The sequence below is a fragment of the Streptomyces sp. f51 genome (assembly GCF_037940415.1).
Lineage (GTDB): Bacteria > Actinomycetota > Actinomycetes > Streptomycetales > Streptomycetaceae > Streptomyces.
Map to the genome: position 1 here is coordinate 4,056,594 of NZ_CP149798.1, position 19,391 is coordinate 4,075,984.

The following is a 19,391-nucleotide window of genomic DNA, read 5'->3' on the forward strand; positions in this document are numbered from 1 at the left end:
GGCCGCACCCGGACCGGTCCGGAACGACGAACGGCCTTCCCCGGGGGACTCGGTGCCCCGGGGCCGGGCTATGCCACCGGCGCCGTTCCGGTGTGGTGTTCGTCGTCGTCGTCCGGGAGCTTGCAGACGCGTTCCAGGAAGAAGGCGGCCGCTATCACGCCGATTCCGGCGATGACGGAGAGGCCGGCGTAGATGGCCTGGTCGCGGATGGCGGGGACCTCCAGGGATTCCAGGAGGAACACGCCGGTGCCGCCGTACATGCCCGCCACCAGGGCGGCCACCAGGGCGCTCGCCTGGCCGAAGACGACCGCGCGGGCGGCCATCAGCGGATCGACGCCCTTGGCACCGGGGCGGCGCTCGCGCTGGGCCTTGAGGCGGGCGCGCAGCGACAGGGCCGTCGCGAGGAGGACGATCGCGATCAGGGCGAGGACGATGGGCGCGGCGAGGGGGACCCGGGGCAGTGTGCCCACCGCGTTCCACAGGCGGGCGCCCGCCCAGGACAGCACTCCGGCCACCACGAACACGGCAGCCAGTGTCCTGATCCGCAGCTGTTTCACGTTGCCCCTTCGGTAGCCCGCGTAGGGCCGGCCCGTGGCGGGCCGGCCTGTGGTCGTCTTGACCTTAACGACTACTCGGGCAGCCGGAGTTCCAGGTCGGCGCGGGCCGCGACACCCTCCTGGGTGATGCCGTCGAGGAGGCGGGCGACGGCGCCGCGGCCGGGGAGCTGTGCCTCGGGGTCCACGTCGTGCCAGGGGGCGAGGACGAAGGCCCGCTCGTGGGCGCGCGGGTGAGGCAGGGTCAGCACCGGGTCGTCCGAGACGACTCCGGCGTACGCCACGATGTCGACGTCGATGGTGCGCGGGCCCCAGCGCTCGTCCCGTACGCGGTGGAAGGCCTCCTCGACGGCGTGGGCCCGCTCCAGGAGCGAGGACGGCGGGAGAGTGGTCCTGAGCACCACGACCGCGTTCAAGTACGAGGGCTGGCTGCCCGGTTCGACGCCCCAGGGCTCGGTCTCGTAGACGGGGGAGACGGCCTTGACCCGGACGCCGGGGGTGTCCTCCAGGGCGTCGACGGCTCCTTGGAGGTTCTCCAGGCGGTTGCCCAGGTTCGAGCCCAGGGAGACCACCGCGCGCTTGGGGTTGCTCAGCGTCGTGTCGGCGGCGTCGACCTGCTCGACCACGGAGGCGGGCACCGGCTGGACGGTCGGGTCGCTCTGACCCTCGGTGAAGGACGCGGTCATACTCGGCTCCGGATGATCGTGACGGTCACGTCGTCGAAGGGGACCGTGATGGGCGCGTCCGGTTTGTGGACGCAGACCTCGACCTCCTGGACGCCGTCGTGCTTGAGACACGTCTGGGCGATGCGCTCAGCGAGCGTCTCGATGAGGTCGACCGGCTCGCCCTCGACCACGGCGACGACCTCTTCCGCCACGATGCCGTAGTGCACGGTCTTCGCCAGGTCGTCGTCGGCCGCGGCCGGCCGGGTGTCCAGGCCCAGCGTCAGGTCCACGATGAAGGTCTGCCCCTCCTCGCGTTCCTTCTGGAAGACGCCGTGGTGCCCGCGGGCCTTGAGGCCGCGCAGCGCGACACGATCCACGCGAATCACTCCTGCAATCGTCGGTGAAGGCCGTCATGAGCCGAATGCGGTCGGCACACGGGCCTCGAACGAATCTACCTGCGGGCACCGACAACGCTCGCCCACGGGGACGGGCGCACCGGTGAACGCCACGAGGCTTCACCGGGTGTTTCCCCTGGGGAAGGTGGCGGCTCACGGGCCGGTAGCGCCGCCCCTACCCCCGTCCGGCGATTCCAATCACCTTTCGCCTCCCGGGCGCTCCACACCCACTCAGCCGGCGGTGTCCTCGTCCTCGTCCTCGCCGGACTCGGCCAGCACGGGGGAGGCGTGGTGGGACCAGAGCTTCCAGCCGTCGGCCGTACGGCGGAACACGTTCGTGGCGACGACCAGCTGGCCGACGAGCGGTCCGAGCTCGTCGCTGTCGTCGGGGGAGGGGCCGCCGCTGAGGATGTTCTCGGTGCAGGTCACCAGGGCCGTGTCGGCGGACACGGAGACGCGCACGTCGGTGAGGAAGAACTGGATGTACTCCGTGTTCGCCATGATCAGCGCGTACGAGCGGAGCACCTCGCCGCGGCCGCTGAGGACGGGCCAGCCCGGGTGGACGCAGGAGACGGACGGGGCCTCGTCCTCGCTCTCGAGGTCGTCGTCGGAGGTGTCGGACGGGTTCAGCCACAGCGAGGACAGTTCCTCGAAGTCACCCCGTTCCATCGCCTCGTAGTACGCCGTGTTGGCGCGTTCGACCTGTTCGACGTCGGTACGCGGTGTGCTCACCGGGCGCCCTCTGCGGCCGTGTCGGCGGCGGTGCCCGTGGCGGTGCCGGTCCGGGCGCCCTCGACGGCGCGGGCGACCCGTACGGCGTCCGCGGTGGCCCGCACCTCGTGCACGCGGACCGCCCAGGCGCCCTGCTGGGCGGCTATGGCCGAGACGGCGGCGGTGGCGGCGTCGCGCTCGCGCGCGGGAGGCGGCGCGCCCTCGGGGCCGGCCAGGACGCGGCCGAGGAAGCGTTTGCGGGAGGCGGCGACCAGCAGGGGATGGCCGAGGGCGCGGAGGCGGTCGAGATGGGCCAGGAGGGCCAGGTCGTGCTCGGGGTCCTTGGAGAAGCCGAGGCCGGGGTCGACGACGATCCGGTCGGGGGCGATGCCGCCCGCCAGGACGGCCTCCACGCGCGCGTGGAGTTCGTCGAGGACCTCGCGGACCACGTTCTCGTACGTTCCCTCGACGTTCCCGCCGGCCAGGAAGCCGCGCCAGTGCATGACCACGAAGGGCGCGCCTGCGGCCGCCACGGCCGGGATCATCGCGGGGTCGGCGAGACCGCCGCTGACGTCGTTGACGAGGGCGGCGCCCGCGGCGAGGGACTGTTCGGCGACGGAGGCGCGCATGGTGTCCACGGAGACGGTGACGCCCTCGGAGGCGAGGCCGCGGACCACGGGGATGACCCGCTTGAGTTCCTCGGCCTCGTCGACCCGGGTCGCTCCGGGGCGGGTGGACTCGCCGCCCACGTCCACGAGGTCGGCGCCCTCGGCGACCAGGCCGAGGCCGTGCTTGACCGCGGCCGTCGTGTCGAACCAGCGGCCGCCGTCGGAGAAGGAATCGGGGGTGACGTTCACGACCCCCATGACCGCGCAGCGGTCCCACGTCGGCAGTCCCGCGACTCGGCCGCGCCCGCGCTCAATACTCATACGTCCAGCCTAGGACCTCCGGGGAGGGGCATCGTCGCCCCCGGAGGTCCCTTCGTGCCGGTCACGGTCGCGGGCGCGGCCTAGGCCGCCGTGACCCCCCGCTCCGTCGCCGCGTGGGCGCACGGGCGCGGGGCCGCTGCGCGGCGACGGAGGATGCGCGGCAGGGCGAGGTTCACGAAGCCCTCGGCCTGCATGGCGGCGAAGCCGATGCGCGGGAGGTCGCGGGAGGCGGCGTAGACCACGAAGCGCGGTTCCCAGCGCGGGCGGAACTTGGCGTTGAACTTGTACAGCGACTCGATCTGGAACCAGCGCGACAGGAACACCAGCAGGCCGCGCCAGGCGCGTAGCACGGGTCCGGCGCCGATCTTCTCGCCGCGCGCGAGCGCCGAGCGGAACATCGCGAAGTTGAGCGAGATCCGCTCGATGCCGAGGCGGGGTGACGCCTGGAGCGCGGCCACGATGAGGAGTTCGTTCATGCCCGGGTCGGCCGCGCGGTCGCGGCGCATGAGGTCGAGCGACACGCCGTCCGGGCCCCACGGGACGAAGTGCAGGACGGCCTTCAGGTCGCCGTAGGGGCCGGGCGGGTCGTCGGCCTTGTGCGCGGTGGCGATCAGACAGTCGCCGTCGGACGGGTCACCGATACGGCCGAGCGCCATGGAGAAACCGCGCTCGGTGTCGGTGCCGCGCCAGTCCTCCGCCGCGTGCCGTATCCGTTCCAGCTCGCCTTCGCCCAGGTCACGGATGCGCCGTACCCGGGTCTCGTAGCCGGCGCGCTCGATGCGCTTGACCATCTGGCGCACGTTTCGCATCGCGCGCCCGGAGAGGGAGAAATCCGGGACGTCCACCACCGCCTCGTCGCCGAGTTCGAGGGCGTCGAGGCCGGTCTCGCGGGTCCACACCTCGCCTCCCGTCTCGGAGCAGCCCATCACGGCGGGGGTCCAGGAGTGGGCCCTGGCCTCGTCCATGAAGCGTTCGATCGCGCCGGGCCACGCCTCCACGTCGCCGATGGGGTCACCGCTGGCGAGCATCACCCCGGAGACGACCCGGTAGGTGACGGCCGCCTTGCCGCTGGGTGAGAAGACGACCGCCTTGTCGCGGCGGAGCGCGAAGTGCCCGAGGGAGTCGCGGCCGCCGTGCCGGTCCAGGAGGACACGCAGTCTGGCCTCGTCGTCCTCCGTGAGGCGCGCGGCGGGGTGTTCGGGCCGGAAGGCCAGGTAGATGGTGGTGACGGCGGTCAGCCAGCCGAGGGCGCCGAGGGAGAAGGCGACGGTCCAGGACGTGGGTCCCGCGTAGTCGACGGGGCCCTCGAAGCCGACCAGGCCGTACAGGACGTGGCTGATGCGGTCGGCCAGGCTCGGGTCGCCGATCATGCGGTCCTCGTGGACGCTGACGATGACGAGTCCGAGGACGAGGGAACCGGCGCCCATGAGAACGAAGTTGGCGAGCGCGCGCCAGCGGCTGCGCGGGTCGGGCAGCGCGGCGAACTCGTCGCGGTGGCGCAGCAGCGGTGCGAGCAGCGCGGCCGACAGGACGACGCCGATCACCGAGTGGCGGTACGCGAACTGGGCGACGGCTCCCGCGGGCAGCAGCAGGACCGCCGCGCGCCAGGCCCGGCGCTTGCGGCGCCGCAGCCCGTGGGCGAGCAGCAGCAGGAGCACGCCGGCGCTGAGGGACAGCGCCGCGGCGAAGGGCCCGAACGCTCCGGGCAGCACCTCGGCCAGGGCGTGCATACGGCTGTGACGGAAGCGCGGGAAGACTCCCGCGGCGATGTCCAGGAGACCCACGAGCGTGCAGGCCCTGGCGACCAGGGCGGGGACGGCCTCCGGGCTCGGACCGCGCAGAAGGCGCCGCGTCCGTGCCGCTCGGCCTGGAACCCCACCCGACAATTCCCCATCTATCCTGACAGACATCGCATCCCGTGGTTCTGCGAGAGACCTTGAATCCGGTGCCATTCCGGCATCCGGCGACATTGCGCCCTCTAGGACGGTGTCTTGGGGAGTCAGGTTCATTCCCTTCCGGAAAGCCGGTTCAAAAGGCAAGGAAAGTCCAGGGCAAGGGCTCGCCAATGTGCGGGACGGACCCGGACGGAAAGCGCAGGCGGAGCAGCCCATGGGTCTCACGAGCAACAAGGTGCTGGCATTGGTGGTCCTGCTCGCCGTGCTGCTTTTCATCGGCACGGTGTGGTGGTGGCCGCGGCTCGCCAGACGTACCTGGGCGTCCGTCGGCGGGCGGGTCGGGCTGCTGCTGGCCACTCAGGTGATGCTGTTCGCCTCGGTCGGGCTGTGCGCCAACCAGGCGTTCGGGTTCTACGCGAGCTGGGCCGACCTCCTCGGCAACGAGAAGGGCGAGGGTGTGGTCGTCGACCACAACGGCGCCGCCGGTCCGGGCGGCGGCCCCCTCCAGGTCCTGGACACCGAGCAGGTGGCCGTCTCGGGCGGGGCCCGGCCGCAGACAGGCGGCCAGATCCAGAAGATCGACATCGTCGGCCGTACGACCCGGATCGCCACACCCGCGTACGTGTATCTGCCGCCCGAGTACTTCCAGCCGCAGTACCGCACCCGTACGTTCCCCGCCGTCACGGTGCTGACCGGCTACCCCGGGACCGCCCAGGCGCTCATCAAGGCGCTCCACTTCCCGCAGACGGCGAATCGTTTGGTCAGGAGCGGCCGGAGCCAGCCGATGATCCTGGTGATGCTGCGTCCGACCGTCGCTCCGCCGCGGGACACCGAGTGCGTGGACATCCCCGGCGGCCCGCGGACCGAGTCCTTCTTCGCCAAGGACCTCCCCGAGGCCGTGTCGGCCCACTACCGGGTCGGCGCCGGCCCCCGCAGCTGGGGTGTCATCGGCGATTCGACGGGCGGGTACTGCGCGCTGAAACTCGCCGTCCACCACCCCGGGGCGTATGCGGCGGGTGTCGGGCTGTCGCCTTACTACAAGGCGCCGATCGACCGCACGACGGGCGATCTCTTCCGCGGCGACAAGGCGCTGCGCAACAGTGCCGACCTCCGCTGGTACCTGAGGAACAAGCCCGCGCCGGACACCTCGCTCCTCGTCACGAGCAGCAGGATGGGCGAATCCAACTACCGGGCGACGCTCGACTTCATAGACCTGGTGAAATCGAAGCGGCTCACCAGGATCTCGTCGATCATCCTCGACAGCGGCGGCCACAACTTCAACACCTGGCGGCGGGAGATCCCGGCGGCGCTCCAGTGGATCAGCGGACGGCTGAGCGACCGCTGACGCGTGCGGCGCGGGGCCTGTCGTGTGGTGCCATGCCCTGGCGGGCGCCCTCGTGAGGTGTCGCGGCGCGTCCCGCCGTGTCGTGCCGCGCCGTGCCGGGCGGACGAATTGGGGTCGTCCGGCACGGCGATAATGGCGTCCCGCCGAGGAATGCCGCGACCGCGTCGATGACGATTCGGATAACGTTCGGAGCCGGTCGAATTGATCGCGGAGCCGCTGCGATCGGGGGGCGTGGCGGGCTTAGTGGGACAAGCGGTGTGTCCTGTAGGCGGCCGGTACAGGACAAAGCCATCGGGGAGACTGGGTTTTTACCGCGCGGGGCACCAAGATTCGCCTACGCGCGGTAAGTTTCTGGCCATGCCACGTGGACGCCACCGCCATTCCCCGCCCCTGCACAGGGTGCTGCCTTCCTCGGCGATCGCCGGCGTGTCGCTCGTCTGCGCCATAGGACCCTGGCTGTTCACGGACGCGTTCGCGCTCCGTGTCCTGGCCGCGGGTGCCGCGGCGACGGCGGTCGTCAGCGCGGTCGTCCTGCGCCAATGGGACACCGCCGCGGGCAAACGTGTCGCCGATCTCACGCGCGCGCGGGCGAGCGACGAGTGGCGTCATGAGGAGCGCGTCGCCGAACTGGAGACGGATCTCGAGGAGTCGCGCGAACTGCGCGCCAAGCTGGAGCAGAAGCTGCGCGCCAAGCGCACCGAGCTGGCCGGCCTGCGCAATGAGCACGCGGCGCTGCTGCGGCGCTACGCCACGGCCGAGACGGAGCGGGCCACCGCCCTCGAGGGGCGCCGCCAGCTCGCCATAGAGGCTTCGGTACCGGCCCGCGCCCTGCCGGCCGCGCGGACGGCTCCGGACGACACGGAGACGCCGGACTCCTCCGACGCACCCGGCTCGCTCGGCGCGTCGGACGCGCACGACACCCCGGACACGCACGACACAGCGGCCTCAGAGGACTCCTCCGCGGCGGTCGACTCGCCGGAGACGCCCGATGCGGACGCGACGGCCGAAGCGGACGAGACGCCCGGGGACACGGACGCGTCCGGGAGCCAGGAACGGCCCTCGGCCTCCGAGGAGACCTCCGAGGAGACCGCCGACGCCGCTGAGACCGCGGAGCCCGCCGGTTCCGACGGAGCGGCACCCGCGCCCGGAAGCGGTGCGGATGCCATCGAGGCCTTCATCGCGCCCGACGACGACCCCGTTTCCCCGGACGCGGAGGACGACGAGGACGCGAAGGCCGAGGCCGGGGCCGAGGGGTCCTCCGAGGCCTTCTCCCCGACCGGTTCGTCGCTCTTCCTGCGGCCCGGAGCGGCCCAGGGCCGGACGGCCGCGGACGCCCAGAGGGCGGAAGGCGCCCGGACCGCGGTGGCCTCGACGTCCGTCGCCCTCGCGCTGCCCGACACGGACCCCGACGCGGGCCCGGCGACGACCGGATCCCTGACCGACGTGCCCGCCCCCGCCGGTTCCGCGCTGGACGCGGCCGTCAGGCGGGACGCGGCCAAGAAGCGCGCGGCGATGCAGAAGGGCTCGGCGGCCACGAAGGACCTGGTCGCCAGGAAAGACCTGATGGCCGAGCGGGACGCGGCCGCACAGCGCCGGACCGCCCAGCAGAGCGCTCCGGCCGCCGAGACGGGTCCGTCCGCGGACTCCGTCACGGAGGCGGGTGGGGCGCAGGGGAAGCCCGAGGCGGCCCGCGAGCATCAGCGCGCGGCCGCCGAGGCCGAGCCGTCGGCGCCCGCCGCGCCCGAGACGTCCCGCAGGGCCGTGACGGCGTCGCCGACGCGGGCGGCGCTCCCGCCCGCCAGGCCCGCCCAGCGCTCCGGGCACTTCACCGTGCCGACGGCCGTGGCCGTCGTCCCGCAGACCGCACCGGTGCGGCGTCCCTCGGTCGAGGGAGGGTTCGACTTCTTCGGTACGCAGAAGGAGGAGGCGGACGCCGCCGCGATGGAGGCCGTGCAGAACGAGGACCTCGCCGACGTGGTCGGCCAGGAGGCGCTCGCGGCGCACAAGGCCGAGTCCGAGGCCGGGGCCGAGCCCGCCGGCGAGCCCTCGGAGGGTGCCGACCGTCAGGTCATCGACCTGACCGAGCACGACGAGACCGAGCACATCGACATGACGGGCCTGCGCAGCGCGGCTTCCTGAGCCGTACGCTCCGCAGGGCGGACACGACGAATCAAGGGCAGTGGCGTCACGCCACTGCCCTTGGTCGTTCGGGACATCCCGGCGGGAAGCCGCGTCACCCGCCCCCCTCGCGGAGCGGAATCCGATGCGGTCGCCGGCTCCCGCCCCGGCATCGCCGGTTCGCGGTGGCTCAGGCCATCCACCGGTCCGGCCGGGCCTCCCGCCGCCCCGTGCGGGAGCGGTCCGCCTGTGCCTGGAGGAGCTCCGCCGCCTCCCCGGCGTCCCGCAGCCGCGCCGTCACCGTCTTTCCGGCCCCGGCGTCGACGTGGACGTCGGCGAGTCCCTTGAAGCGCTCCCAGGGCCCCTGCGTCAGCCGGACGCTCTGCACCTTCGCGTGCGGGACGAGGGAGAGGCGGCGCCGCAGCAGTCCCCGGCGCGCGGCGAACACGGTGTCGGTGACGGCGAGTCCGTACCCGCGCCACCAGAACGGCACGCACCAGCCGGCCCGCCGGGGCGGCCGCACCGGCGCGGCGGGGACGGTCACACCGGGCAGCACCGCGGCGATCACGGCGTGGGCGACCTCGCGCGGGGCGACGGGCACGAGGACCGAGTTCGACGACCCGGCCACGTCCAGCTCGACGCGCACCCATCTGCCGCGCCACAGCAGGGGTTCGACGATCCGTACGGTCTGCACGCGTCCGGGCGGCACCGTCTCGTGCGTACGGTCCAGGAGCCCGTGGTCGATGCGCAGGCCGTCGGGCGACTCGCCCACCGTCCAGTCGTACTCGCCGACGAACCGTCCCACGCTGCTCGCCCCCGCCGCGCCGAGCAGGGGCAGTCCGGCCGCGAGGACCGTCCAGGCGCTGTGCGTGGCGAACCACAGAAGCGTGGGGACGACGAGCGCGGCGACCAGGGAGGCCCAGGTGGCGCCGGTGAGCAGCAGCGAGACGGCGAGGACGCCGGGCGGCACGTGCAGCAGTCGCCTGACCGGTGCCTCGCCGACCTCGCGGGCCGACTCGGGTGCGAACCCGGCCGCCCGGGCCAGGAGTTCGGCGCGCAGCCTGCGGGCCTCGGCCTCGCCCAGATAGGCCAGTTCGTCCTTCTTGTCCGTCCCGACGACGTCGAGTTTGAGCTTGGCGACACCCGCGACGCGGGCCAGCAGCGGCTGGGTGATGTCGACGGCCTGGAGCCGTTCGAGCCGGATGTGCGCCGTGCGGCGGAACAACAGGCCCGTACGGATCCGCAGTTCGGAGTCGGTGACCGCGAAGTGGGTGAACCACCAGCTCAGGAAGCCGTAGAGGGCGGCGCCCGGCACGATCACGGCCAGTCCGACGAGCAGGGCGGTCGTCGTGAGCCGGGTGAGCTGCTGCTGTGCCTGCCCCGGGTCGTGGACGGCCCAGCCGGCGAGCACCGCGACCGGGGCCCAGGCGCGCCGGAACGGGGTCACGGGGTGCAACCGCCGCTCGGACAGCGGCTTCTCCTCCGGTACGGAACCGTGGTCGCGTACGGAACCCCGGCCGTCGGCGTGACCGCCGTCGCCCGGACCGGCCGTCGCGTCGGGGAGTCCGGGCACGGCGGACGGGTGCCCGGACGGGAGTCCCGAGGAGTCCGGGGAGGCCGTGCTCACAGGCCCGCCGATCGTGCCTCGCCCAGTTCGGTCAGCCGGTCCCGCAGCCGCTCGGCCTCGGCGGGTTCGAGACCCGGGATGCGCGCGTCGGTGGCCGCGGCGGCCGTGTGGAGCTGCACACCGGCGAGTCCGAAGTGACGTTCCAGCGGCCCGGAGGTCACCTCGACCAGCTGCATGCGCCCGTACGGCACCACGGTCTCCTCACGCCACAGCACCCCGCGGCTGATCAGCAGGTCGTCCGCGCGCTCCGCGTACCGCCAGGAGCGCCAGTTGCGCCCCAGCATGCGCCAGCCCCACGCGGCGAGCGCGAGCGGCAGCAGGGCGAAGGCCGCCCAGCCCGGACCGGCGAACAGGGCGAGGAGCACCCCGACGACGATCGTCAGGAGCCCCAGCCACACCACCAGCAGCAGTCGTCGCATCCGCAGCAGCCCCGGAGGCAGTCCGGTCCAGACCGGCTCCCCCGGCGCGCTCTTCCCCGTCCGCACGCTCCCCGTCTCCATGGAGCAAGCGTACGTACGACAGACTGGGGCCATGACTCCCAGGACCGAGACCGTGGTCGGTGTCGGCGGCGCCGCCGAGAGCACCGACATGGTGCTCAACATCGGCCCCCAGCACCCCTCGACCCACGGCGTGCTGCGGCTGCGGCTCGTACTCGACGGTGAGCGGATCCAGCACGCGGAGCCGGTCATCGGCTACATGCACCGCGGCGCCGAGAAGCTCTTCGAGGCGCGCGACTACCGGCAGATCATCATGCTCGCCAACCGTCACGACTGGCTGTCGGCCTTCTCCAACGAACTGGGTGTCGTCCTGGCCGTGGAGCGGATGCTCGGCATGGAGGTCCCCGCGCGCGCGGTGTGGATGCGCACGCTGCTCGCTGAGCTGAACCGGGTCCTCAACCACCTGATGTTCCTCGGCTCCTACCCCCTGGAGCTGGGCGGGATCACCCCGATCTTCTACGCCTTCACGGAGCGCGAGGAACTCCAGCACGTCATGGAGGAGATCTCCGGCGGGCGCATGCACTACATGTTCAACCGCGTGGGCGGCCTCAAGGAGGACCTCCCGGCCCGCTGGGCGACCCGCGCGCGTGCCTGCGTCGCCGCCCTGCGCTCGCGGATGAGCGTGTACGACGACCTGGTGCTCGGCAACGAGATCTTCCGGGGACGTACGCGCGGTGTGGGCGCGCTCGCTCCCGGGGCGGTGCACGCGTACGGGGTGAGCGGCCCCATCGCGCGGGCCTCCGGCGTCGACTTCGACCTGCGCCGCGACGAGCCCTACCTCGCCTACGGGGAGCTCCAGGACACCCTCAGGGTCGTCACCCGTGAGGAGGGGGACTGCCTCGCCCGCTTCGAGTGCCTCCTGGAGCAGACGCACAACTCCCTGGACCTCGCGGACGCCTGCCTCGACCGGCTGGCCGAGCTTCCGCCCGGCCCGGTCAACCAGCGGCTGCCGAAGGTCCTGAAGGCGCCCGAGGGCCACACGTACGCCTGGACCGAGAACCCGCTCGGCATCAACGGCTACTACCTCGTCAGCAAGGGCGAGAAGACCCCGTACCGGCTGAAGCTGCGCTCCGCGTCGTTCAACAACATCCAGGCGCTCACCGAACTGCTGCCCGGAACGCTGGTCGCCGACATGGTGGCGATCCTCGGGTCACTGTTCTTCGTGGTCGGGGACATCGACAAGTAGGTCTTCGAGAGCGGGGAGGCCGACGGGCTGGAGGAGCCAGCCGAAGTCGCCCAGCCCGCCCGGTGCGGTGAGCTCGGCCGCCTGTCCCGCGCCCGCCAGGGCGCGCACATAGGCGGCCGGGTCCGTCGACGCGAGCGAGAGCGGGGGGCGGGCGCCGCTCACACCCAGCGCGCGCAGGGCCGCGCGCTGCGTCACCACGCGTCCTCCGGGCAGCGCGCACGCGTCGAGCGCCACGTGCGCGGTGATGTCGCACGAACCGTCCGGCACCGGGGCGGTCTCGCGGCCCTCCCGGAATCCGGTGAGGGTCCCGAAGGGCGGGCGCCCGGCGGCGACGTGGGCGTAGTCGACGGCGACGGCGAGACCCCGGTCGAGCGCGGACACGGCGGAGGCCCAGGCGAGGTCCCGGGGGAGCCCGATCTCGGCCCGGGCGCCCCGGTCGGGCGCCGGGGGCTCCTCACCGGACGCGTCCGCCCCCGGTGGACGGGGTGCTTCTTGTGCGGACGCCGGGTCCGGCCGGGTGTCCTGCGGACAGGGCACCTCATGCACGCCGTCCCGCCGACGGGGCACCTCATGCACGCCGTCCCGCCGACGGACCGCCTGTCCCTCGGCGGTCTGCTCCGCTTCCTGCGCCGCGTGGCCGTCGGCCGATGTCCACCACCAGGTGCGCAGCCAGCGGGCGTCCTCGCCGGTGACGGGCTCCCCGAGCCGTTCGGCGCCGTCGCCGCGCACCAGGACCAGCCGCGGCACACCGTCGGGGTCGGCCTCGGCGACGTCCACGGGAACGTTGTCCAGCCACTCGTTGGCGAACAGCAGCCCGGTGACCCCCCGCGGCGGTTCGCCGAGCCATGAGATCAGGGGATCGAGACCGGCCGGCCGGTCGGCCCGCTCGACCGCGTACGGGCGCGTACGGGCGGCCACGTCGGCGGGGAGGGCGGCGAGGACGCCGGTCACGAGCTCGCCGCGGCCCGCCGCCATGTCCACGAAGGCCAGCGGGTCGGGGTGGCCGAGCGCCGCGTCGAGGCGGCACAGGAGCCGTGCCACGGCGCCCGCGAACAGCGGGGAGGCGTGCACGGAGGTCCGGAAGTGCCCGGCCGGACCCTCGGGCCGCCGATAGAACCCGGAGGGGCCGTACAGCGCCTCCTCGGTCGCCTCACGCCATCCCCGCCACTCGCCCGCCGCCGCACGTTCCACGGGGCCAGGCTAGTGGCCTCCGCCGGGCCGGTTCCGTCCCGGCCGCCGATGGTCCCGGGGCCGTCCGGAAGGGTTCCCCCGAGCGTCCCGAGGCGGGGGCATCCACCTTGGGGAGTACGAGGGGCGGTCCCGGATCGGTCCTCCGGTTGACCCGGGCACACCGCGCGCCTCCCTACTCTGGGTTACGTGCAGCGCCTCTATGACCTTCTCCGCAGGTACCCGACATGGGTCGACAGCTTCTGGGCCGTCGCCCTGCTCGGGATCTCCTGGGTGAGCATCAGCAATGTCAACGGCGCGGCGGAGGGCCCGCCGTCGACCGCCGTGGCGCTCCCGATCGCCTTCGCGCTGAGCGCCGTCGTCGCGCTGCGCCGCCGCATGCCGGAGAAGATGCTGGTCCTGGCCGTACTGACGGGCCTCGCACAGCTGGTCCTCGACGTGCCCTCGGCGCCCGAGGACTTCGCGATGCTGGTGATCATCTACACGGTCGCCGCGAACGGCACCCGCTGGGCCTCCCGGCTCGCGCTGATCGGCGGCCTGTGTGCGGGCACGATCGCGCAGCTCCGCTGGCCCGCGACCGAGACCAGCGGGCTCGGCGGCGTCTTCATAGCGATCTTCCAGACCGTCCCGTTCGCGCTCGCCTGGGTGCTCGGCGACTCGATCCGCACCCGCCGCGCCTATCTCGCGCAGCTGGAGGAGCGCGCCGCCCGCCTGGAGAAGGAGCGCGAGGCGCAGGCCAAGGTGGCCGTCGCCGCCGAGCGCGCCCGGATCGCCCGCGAGCTGCACGACGTCGTCGCGCACAACGTCTCGGTGATGGTGGTCCAGGCCGACGGCGCCGCGTACGTCATGGACACCGCGCCGGAACAGGCCAGGAAGGCGCTGGAGACCATCTCGGGCACGGGCAGGCAGGCCCTGGCCGAGATGCGCCGGCTGCTCGGCGTCCTGCGCACCGGCGAGCACCAGGAGAGCGGCGAGTACGTGCCGCAGCCCGACGTGGAGCAGCTCGACGACCTCATCGCGCAGTGCCGCACCTCGGGCCTGCCCGTCGACTACAAGGTGGAGGGCACCCCGCGCCCCCTGCCCAGCGGTGTGGAGCTCACGGCGTACCGCATCGTGCAGGAGGCGCTGACCAACACCCGCAAGCACGGAGGCCCGAACGCGGGCGCCAGCGTCCGTCTGGTCTACTTCGACGACGGCCTCGGCCTGCTCGTCGAGGACGACGGCAAGGGCGCGCCCCACGAGCTGTACGAGGAGGGCGGCGCCGACGGGCAGGGCCACGGCCTGATCGGCATGCGGGAGCGCGTCGGCATGGTCGGCGGCACCCTGGACGCCGGGCCCCGGCCCGGCGGGGGGTTCCGCATCAGCGCCCTGCTGCCGCTCAAAGCGGCCCACTGACACCTGTACACACCCCGGTCCCCCCGGCCGGCAGCCCTGGACGCACCGGTCCCGATGACCGGCCCGACGAAGTGAAAGGCCCCCGATGGCGATCCGCGTGATGCTCGTCGACGACCAGGTGCTGCTGCGCACCGGCTTCCGGATGGTGCTCGCCGCCCAGCCGGACATGGAGGTCGTGGCGGAGGCGGGAGACGGCGTCGAGGCCCTCCAGGTGCTGAGCGCCACCGAGGTCGACGTGGTCCTGATGGACGTCCGCATGCCCAAGCTGGACGGCGTGGAGACCACCCGCCGCATCTGCTCGGACCCGAACCCGCCGAAGGTGCTGATCCTGACCACCTTCGACCTGGACGAGTACGCGTTCTCCGGGCTGAAGGCGGGCGCCTCAGGATTCATGCTCAAGGACGTGCCCCCGGGCGAGCTGCTGGCCGCCATCCGCTCCGTGCACAGCGGCGACGCCGTGGTCGCGCCGTCCACCACCCGGCGCCTGCTCGACCGGTTCGCGCCGCTGCTGCCCAACGCGGGCAAGGAGCCGCAGCACAAGGGCCTGGAACGGCTCACCGACCGCGAGCGCGAGGTCATGATCCTCGTCGCCCAGGGCCTGTCCAACGGGGAGATCGCGGCCCGTCTCGTCCTGTCCGAGGCGACCGTGAAGACCCATGTCGGGCGCATCCTGACCAAGCTGGGGCTGCGCGACCGGGTCCAGGTGGTCGTCCTCGCCTACGAGACGGGACTCGTCCGGGCGGGCGGCCTCGGCTGAGGGCCGGCGCGGCTGCGTGACCGGGATGTGACCGGCGCGCACTAGGGTCTGCGCATGCTCCTGTGGATCAACGGGCCCTTCGGGGGCGGCAAGACACAGACCGCACACGAGATCCGACGCCGGCTGCCCGGCAGCGTCGTCTGCGATCCGGAACACGCCGGCTTCGGCCTCCACCGCATGCTTCCGCCCGAACTCCGGGGGGATTTCCAGGACTTGGTGTCGTGGCGGCAGGGAGTGGTCGAGGTGCTCGACCTCGCGCTGGGCAAGCGGGACGGCGTGGTCATCGCCCCCATGACCGTCACGAACCCCGCCTACTTCGCGGAGACGGTCGGCCGGCTTCGTGAACTGGGCCACGACGTACGGCACTTCACGCTGCTGGCCGAGCCCGAGACCGTACTGCGGCGGCTGCGCGAGCGCGGCTTCGGGCACGTCGTGCGCCATGTCGCCGGGAAGGACGCCCCGTTGAGGCGCGAGAGCTGGGCCGTGGAGCGGCTCGACCACTGCCTGGAGCGGCTGCGCGAGCCCGAGTTCGCCGAACACCTGTGGACCGACCACACGACGGTCGCCAGGACCGCCGACCGGATAGCGGTCCTCGCCGGCCTGACCCTCACGCCGAACCGGGACGGCGCCCTGCGCGGACGCCTGCGACGGGCGAGCACGAGCGTGCGCCACATCCGCTTCGACTGACCCTCGGGCCGAAGGCGGCCCCACCTCAGGTCCGGACAGGTTCTCGCCCCCTCCGCCCCAACCCGACCCGTACCCAGGGGCTTCGCCCTGCCCCCCGCTCCTCAAACGCCGGAGGGGCTGAAACCCTCGCCGCCCGGAGCCGAAATGTGGACCGGTACCACCGCGCTCCCGCAGCCGGAATGGGACGCGAGGGGCCGTGCCGGTACATCGATGCCCGTCGCCACCGACGCCCACCCCTCACCCAACGGCGACGGGCTGATGCACCGGCACGGCCCCGACCCACCCACCGGACCGAACCCGCGACGGCCACCGGCCCGGGCCGGCTGTTGGGCCCTCAGCGCAGGAGCCCCTCCAGGAAGTCGCTGCCCAGCCGGGCCACCACCGTGACGTCGAGCTGGTGCAGCACGTACCGGCCGCGCCGCCGCGTGGTGATCAGACCCGCCTTCTTGAGCACACCCAGATGCCGGGATATCTCCGGCGCCGTCATGCCGTGCACCTGCGCCAGCTCGCCGGTGGTGTACGCGCTGCGGGCCAGATGCCGGCAGATGCGCATGCGGACCGGGTGGGACAGGGCGCTCATCCGCAGGGTGAGCTGTTCCACGGAGGGCGGGGCGGCGAGCTCGGGGGAGCTGACGGGATAGTGCAGCACCGGCTGCCATCCGTACCGGTGGAGCACCATCAGGTGGGGACGGCCGAGGCTGGTGGGGACGAGGAGCAGACCGCCGCCGGCGGTGACCGTGCTCCCCTCGGTCAGCTTGTCCACCGTGATGATCCGCCCCGCCCCGTCCAGGGACAGGGCGGAGGAGACGGAGGCCAGCGCCTCGGACAGGCCCTTGCGCCGGAGCAGGTCCGTCGTGCGGCGGGCCTCCGCGGCGAGCGGGTGGCGCAGCCGGGACCAGGTCTCGGCGAAGAATGCCTCGTCGCAGTCCTCCAGGAACTGCCGCAGCCAGGCCCTGACCCCCGGCGGGTCCGCCAGCAGCCGCTCGGTGAACCGTGTCTGCTGGGGCCCCCGGGAGGCGGCCAGGTCCACGGCCCGCCGCTGCACCTCGGGGTCGGAGAGGGCGTGCGGCCCCTCGGTGCCGTAGGCCAGCGCGCAGGTGAACTCCAGGGCCGCGTCCACGAACTGCTCGTCCGTGAGCTTGTCCAGCAGATCCAGGTCCTCGGCGAGCGTCGCACCGGGCAGCGAGGGCCCGCCGGGGACGCCCGCGCACGGCAGGAACAGGTCGGAGAACGTCGTGCGCCACAGGAAGTCCGCCTCGCACATCCGGTCCGCGAGATGGGGATCGAGCCGGGCCGTCACGCCCGTCACCCAGCCCTGGAGCCCGGGGTGGTGCCCCGGCTCCGCCAGCGCGTGCAGCGCCATCCCCAGCTCGGCCAGCGGCGAGGGCACGACGGCCGTCCGCTCCGGCCGCAGCCCGTCGATGTCGATGCGCACGCTCATGTCCCCATGGTGCACCCCGCCACCGACAGCGGCCGCCGTCGATTGACGGCGGCCGTCAATCGACGGGACAGCCGCTGTGATCAGGCGCAACCTGGGACGACCGGGGCAGTCCGCGCGGGGACTCCGGATCCCATCCCTCTCCCGAGAGGCGGTCGGTCATGAGCATCACCCAGCAGTACCTCCTGGACAGCTACCGGGCTTCGCAGCACGGGGAGGCAGCTCCTCCGGCGCCCGGCAGCCACGACTGGGAGACGGCCAGGGAACTGCGCGACTACCGCAGGTTCCGGGCCGTCCTGGCCGGACATCCGGCCCGCGGCCGCCTGCGCGGGGCCCTGAGCCGTTGGCTGCACGGCCCGCACCGGCGGCCGGTCCACTGACAGATCCGCACCCGGACCTCCCAGGACGGACGTGTCCGCAGCCGGATTTCCCTGGCCGAACGTGTCCGCACCCGGATTTCCCTGGCCGAACGCGTCCGCAGCCGGATTTCCCCGGCCGAACGCGTCCGCAGCCGGACCTCCCGGGCCGAACAAGTCCGCAGCCGGACCCCTGCTACCCGGAAACCCGTTCCGGCAGCCGCTCCACGAAGGCGCGGACCGCCGCCTTCACGTCATCCGCCGTCCACCCAAGACCTGGCTCCGCCACCGTGATCTCGGTGTACGCGAGTCCGGGGCCGCCCGCGCCCCAGCCCTGCGCGAACAGACCCGTCCCCGTCTCCTCGACCTGCGACAGGGCCGCGTCCGCGAGGACGTCCGGCTCGTACGGCAGCCAGACCTGGAACTGGTGGGTGTGCGGCTCCTCCGGGTGGACCCGGACCCAGGGGACCCCCGCCTCGGTGAAGCCCTCGCGCAGCGCGCCGGCCACCACGCGCGCGTGGGCGACGTAGTCCGGCAGCCGGGGCAGCTCCCGCTCCAGGCCGATCAGCGCCGACAGGACCGTCGGGAACTGCTGGATGATCATGCCGCCGTACCGGTGCCGCCAGGTCTTCGCCTCGTCCACGAGCGTCTTCGGCCCCGCGACGGCGGCACCGCCGAACCCGCCGAGCGACTTGTAGAACGAGACGTACACGCTGTCCGCGAGGCCGGCGATCTCCTCCAGGGAGCGTCCGAAGTGCGGGGTGCACTCCCACAGCCTGGCCCCGTCGATGTGCACCACCGCGTCGCGCTCCCTGGCCGCCTCCACCACCTCGGTGAGTTCCTCCCAGGTGGGCAGGACGAATCCGGCGTCCCTCAGCGGCAGCTCCAGCAGCAGGGCGCCGAACGGTTCGGGGAAGTCGCGCACCTCCTCGGCCGTCGGCATCCGGGGCTCGCTCGTCACACGGACCGGGCGCAAGCCGCTGACCTGGCTGAACGCCTGTCGTTCATGGACTTCGGGGTGGCTGAGGCCGTGCAGGGCCACGGTCGGGTTCCCGGTCCGGCCCGCCCAGCAGCGCAGGACGACCTGCTGGGCCATGGTCCCCGTCGGGAAGAAGACCGCCGCCTCCGTGCCCAGCAGCTCGGCGACCCGCTCCTCCAGGGTCTCGACGACGCCGTCGCCGTACATGTCGATCCGCCCGTCGAGGTCGCACACGTCACCGGCGCCCTCGCTCAGCCAGTCCAGGCGCTCGCGGAGCGTCTGCTGGTAGCCGGGGCGCCACAGCACCCGCCCGGCCGCCTTCCAGGCCGCCGCACGCCGCTCGAACCGCTCCTTGGGGGACAGCTCCGCCGCCCCGCCCCCGCCCCGCTCCGCAGGCTCCGCCCCGCCCCGCTCCGCAGGTTCCGCACCGCTTCGTGCCGTCGTATCGCTCATCCCAGGATCATGTCCCGGGCGGGCCCGGCCGGTCACCTCGAATTCCGCACGCCGGTGACCTGTGGAAATCCCGTTCACCCGGTCAGGTTCCGCCCCGGCGTCACGGCGCGCGGAAACCCACAGCCTGTGGACGGCCGGACTCCCCTCGGACCAATCGCGTTAACATGACGAGAAATCGTCCGGTACCCCGAGCGGACTGGAACGGAAGGCCGCCGT

Annotated in this window: 18 protein-coding genes; 7 read left to right on the top strand and 11 right to left on the bottom strand. The window is 73.0% G+C overall.

What is annotated here, in order from left to right; translation table 11 throughout:
- Positions 1-68 precede the first annotated feature (68 nt).
- From WJM95_RS17710 to WJM95_RS17735, 6 genes are all read right to left on the bottom strand, one after another.
- Entirely contained in the window at positions 69-557 is a 489-nt protein-coding gene (locus tag WJM95_RS17710; RefSeq protein ID WP_339130689.1) for a DUF3180 domain-containing protein, read from the bottom strand.
- A 71-nt stretch (positions 558-628) separates the two neighbouring features.
- Positions 629-1,240, bottom strand: a complete 612-nt coding sequence (gene folK, locus WJM95_RS17715) for a 2-amino-4-hydroxy-6-hydroxymethyldihydropteridine diphosphokinase (RefSeq protein WP_339130690.1) — start codon at positions 1,238-1,240, stop codon at positions 629-631.
- Complete coding sequence (gene folB / locus WJM95_RS17720) at positions 1,237-1,596, bottom strand: dihydroneopterin aldolase (RefSeq protein ID WP_037625942.1); 360 nt, start codon at positions 1,594-1,596, stop codon at positions 1,237-1,239. Before folB ends, folK begins: the two co-directional genes overlap by 4 nt.
- Positions 1,597-1,845: 249 nt before the next feature.
- Complete coding sequence (locus WJM95_RS17725; RefSeq protein WP_339130691.1) at positions 1,846-2,346, bottom strand: nuclear transport factor 2 family protein; 501 nt, start codon at positions 2,344-2,346, stop codon at positions 1,846-1,848.
- On the bottom strand, positions 2,343-3,254 hold the full coding sequence (folP, locus tag WJM95_RS17730) for a dihydropteroate synthase (protein ID WP_339130692.1): 912 nt from the start codon (positions 3,252-3,254) through the stop codon (positions 2,343-2,345). The genes WJM95_RS17725 and folP overlap by 4 nt, the downstream gene beginning before the upstream one ends.
- A gap of 80 nt (positions 3,255-3,334) precedes the next feature.
- Complete coding sequence (locus tag WJM95_RS17735; RefSeq protein ID WP_339130693.1) at positions 3,335-5,140, bottom strand: phosphatidylglycerol lysyltransferase domain-containing protein; 1,806 nt, start codon at positions 5,138-5,140, stop codon at positions 3,335-3,337.
- Between the two features lie 223 nt (positions 5,141-5,363).
- Here WJM95_RS17735 and WJM95_RS17740 point away from each other — a divergent pair, with 223 nt between their 5' ends.
- Complete coding sequence (locus tag WJM95_RS17740; RefSeq protein WP_339130694.1) at positions 5,364-6,494, top strand: alpha/beta hydrolase-fold protein; 1,131 nt, start codon at positions 5,364-5,366, stop codon at positions 6,492-6,494.
- A gap of 357 nt (positions 6,495-6,851) precedes the next feature.
- A complete protein-coding gene (locus WJM95_RS17745) occupies positions 6,852-8,633 on the top strand; it encodes a hypothetical protein (RefSeq protein WP_339130695.1) in 1,782 nt (593 codons plus the stop codon).
- A gap of 169 nt (positions 8,634-8,802) precedes the next feature.
- On the opposite strand, the gene WJM95_RS17750 is transcribed toward WJM95_RS17745, so the two are convergent.
- Both WJM95_RS17750 and WJM95_RS17755 read right to left on the bottom strand, forming a co-directional pair.
- Positions 8,803-10,083 carry a PH domain-containing protein gene (locus WJM95_RS17750; RefSeq protein ID WP_339135653.1) on the bottom strand — a complete coding sequence of 427 codons (1,281 nt, stop codon included), beginning with the start codon at positions 10,081-10,083 and terminating at the stop codon, positions 8,803-8,805.
- 152 nt (positions 10,084-10,235) lie between these two features.
- On the bottom strand, positions 10,236-10,739 hold the full coding sequence (locus tag WJM95_RS17755) for a PH domain-containing protein (protein ID WP_339130696.1): 504 nt from the start codon (positions 10,737-10,739) through the stop codon (positions 10,236-10,238).
- Positions 10,740-10,770: 31 nt separating this feature from the next.
- Here WJM95_RS17755 and WJM95_RS17760 point away from each other — a divergent pair, with 31 nt between their 5' ends.
- On the top strand, positions 10,771-11,922 hold the full coding sequence (locus WJM95_RS17760) for an NADH-quinone oxidoreductase subunit D (RefSeq protein WP_339130697.1): 1,152 nt from the start codon (positions 10,771-10,773) through the stop codon (positions 11,920-11,922).
- Here WJM95_RS17760 and WJM95_RS17765 read toward each other — a convergent pair.
- Positions 11,887-13,113, bottom strand: a complete 1,227-nt coding sequence (locus tag WJM95_RS17765) for an SAM-dependent methyltransferase (RefSeq protein ID WP_339130698.1) — start codon at positions 13,111-13,113, stop codon at positions 11,887-11,889. The two genes, WJM95_RS17760 and WJM95_RS17765, sit on opposite strands and share 36 nt — an antisense overlap.
- Positions 13,114-13,299: 186 nt before the next feature.
- Between WJM95_RS17765 and WJM95_RS17770 the strand changes: the two genes are divergently transcribed.
- The 3 genes from WJM95_RS17770 (at position 13,300) to WJM95_RS17780 (ending at position 15,949) form a co-directional block, all read left to right on the top strand.
- Entirely contained in the window at positions 13,300-14,505 is a 1,206-nt protein-coding gene (locus tag WJM95_RS17770) for a sensor histidine kinase (protein ID WP_339130699.1), read from the top strand.
- A gap of 85 nt (positions 14,506-14,590) precedes the next feature.
- On the top strand, positions 14,591-15,262 hold the full coding sequence (locus WJM95_RS17775; protein ID WP_339130700.1) for a response regulator transcription factor: 672 nt from the start codon (positions 14,591-14,593) through the stop codon (positions 15,260-15,262).
- A 54-nt stretch (positions 15,263-15,316) separates the two neighbouring features.
- Positions 15,317-15,949 (top strand): AAA family ATPase, encoded by a 633-nt coding sequence (locus tag WJM95_RS17780; protein WP_339130701.1) that lies wholly within the window; start codon positions 15,317-15,319, stop codon positions 15,947-15,949.
- 334 nt (positions 15,950-16,283) lie between these two features.
- Here the strand turns inward: WJM95_RS17780 and WJM95_RS17785 are convergent, their stop codons facing one another.
- The gene (locus WJM95_RS17785) at positions 16,284-17,390 is read right to left on the bottom strand and encodes a DUF5937 family protein (RefSeq protein ID WP_339130702.1); all 1,107 of its coding nucleotides are present in this window, start codon (positions 17,388-17,390) and stop codon (positions 16,284-16,286) included.
- Between the two features lie 158 nt (positions 17,391-17,548).
- Between WJM95_RS17785 and WJM95_RS17790 the strand changes: the two genes are divergently transcribed.
- Complete coding sequence (locus WJM95_RS17790; RefSeq protein ID WP_339130703.1) at positions 17,549-17,767, top strand: hypothetical protein; 219 nt, start codon at positions 17,549-17,551, stop codon at positions 17,765-17,767.
- Positions 17,768-17,939: 172 nt separating this feature from the next.
- Here the strand turns inward: WJM95_RS17790 and WJM95_RS17795 are convergent, their stop codons facing one another.
- The gene (locus WJM95_RS17795) at positions 17,940-19,175 is read right to left on the bottom strand and encodes a beta-eliminating lyase-related protein (RefSeq protein ID WP_339130704.1); all 1,236 of its coding nucleotides are present in this window, start codon (positions 19,173-19,175) and stop codon (positions 17,940-17,942) included.
- Between the last annotated feature and the right edge of the window lie 216 nt (positions 19,176-19,391).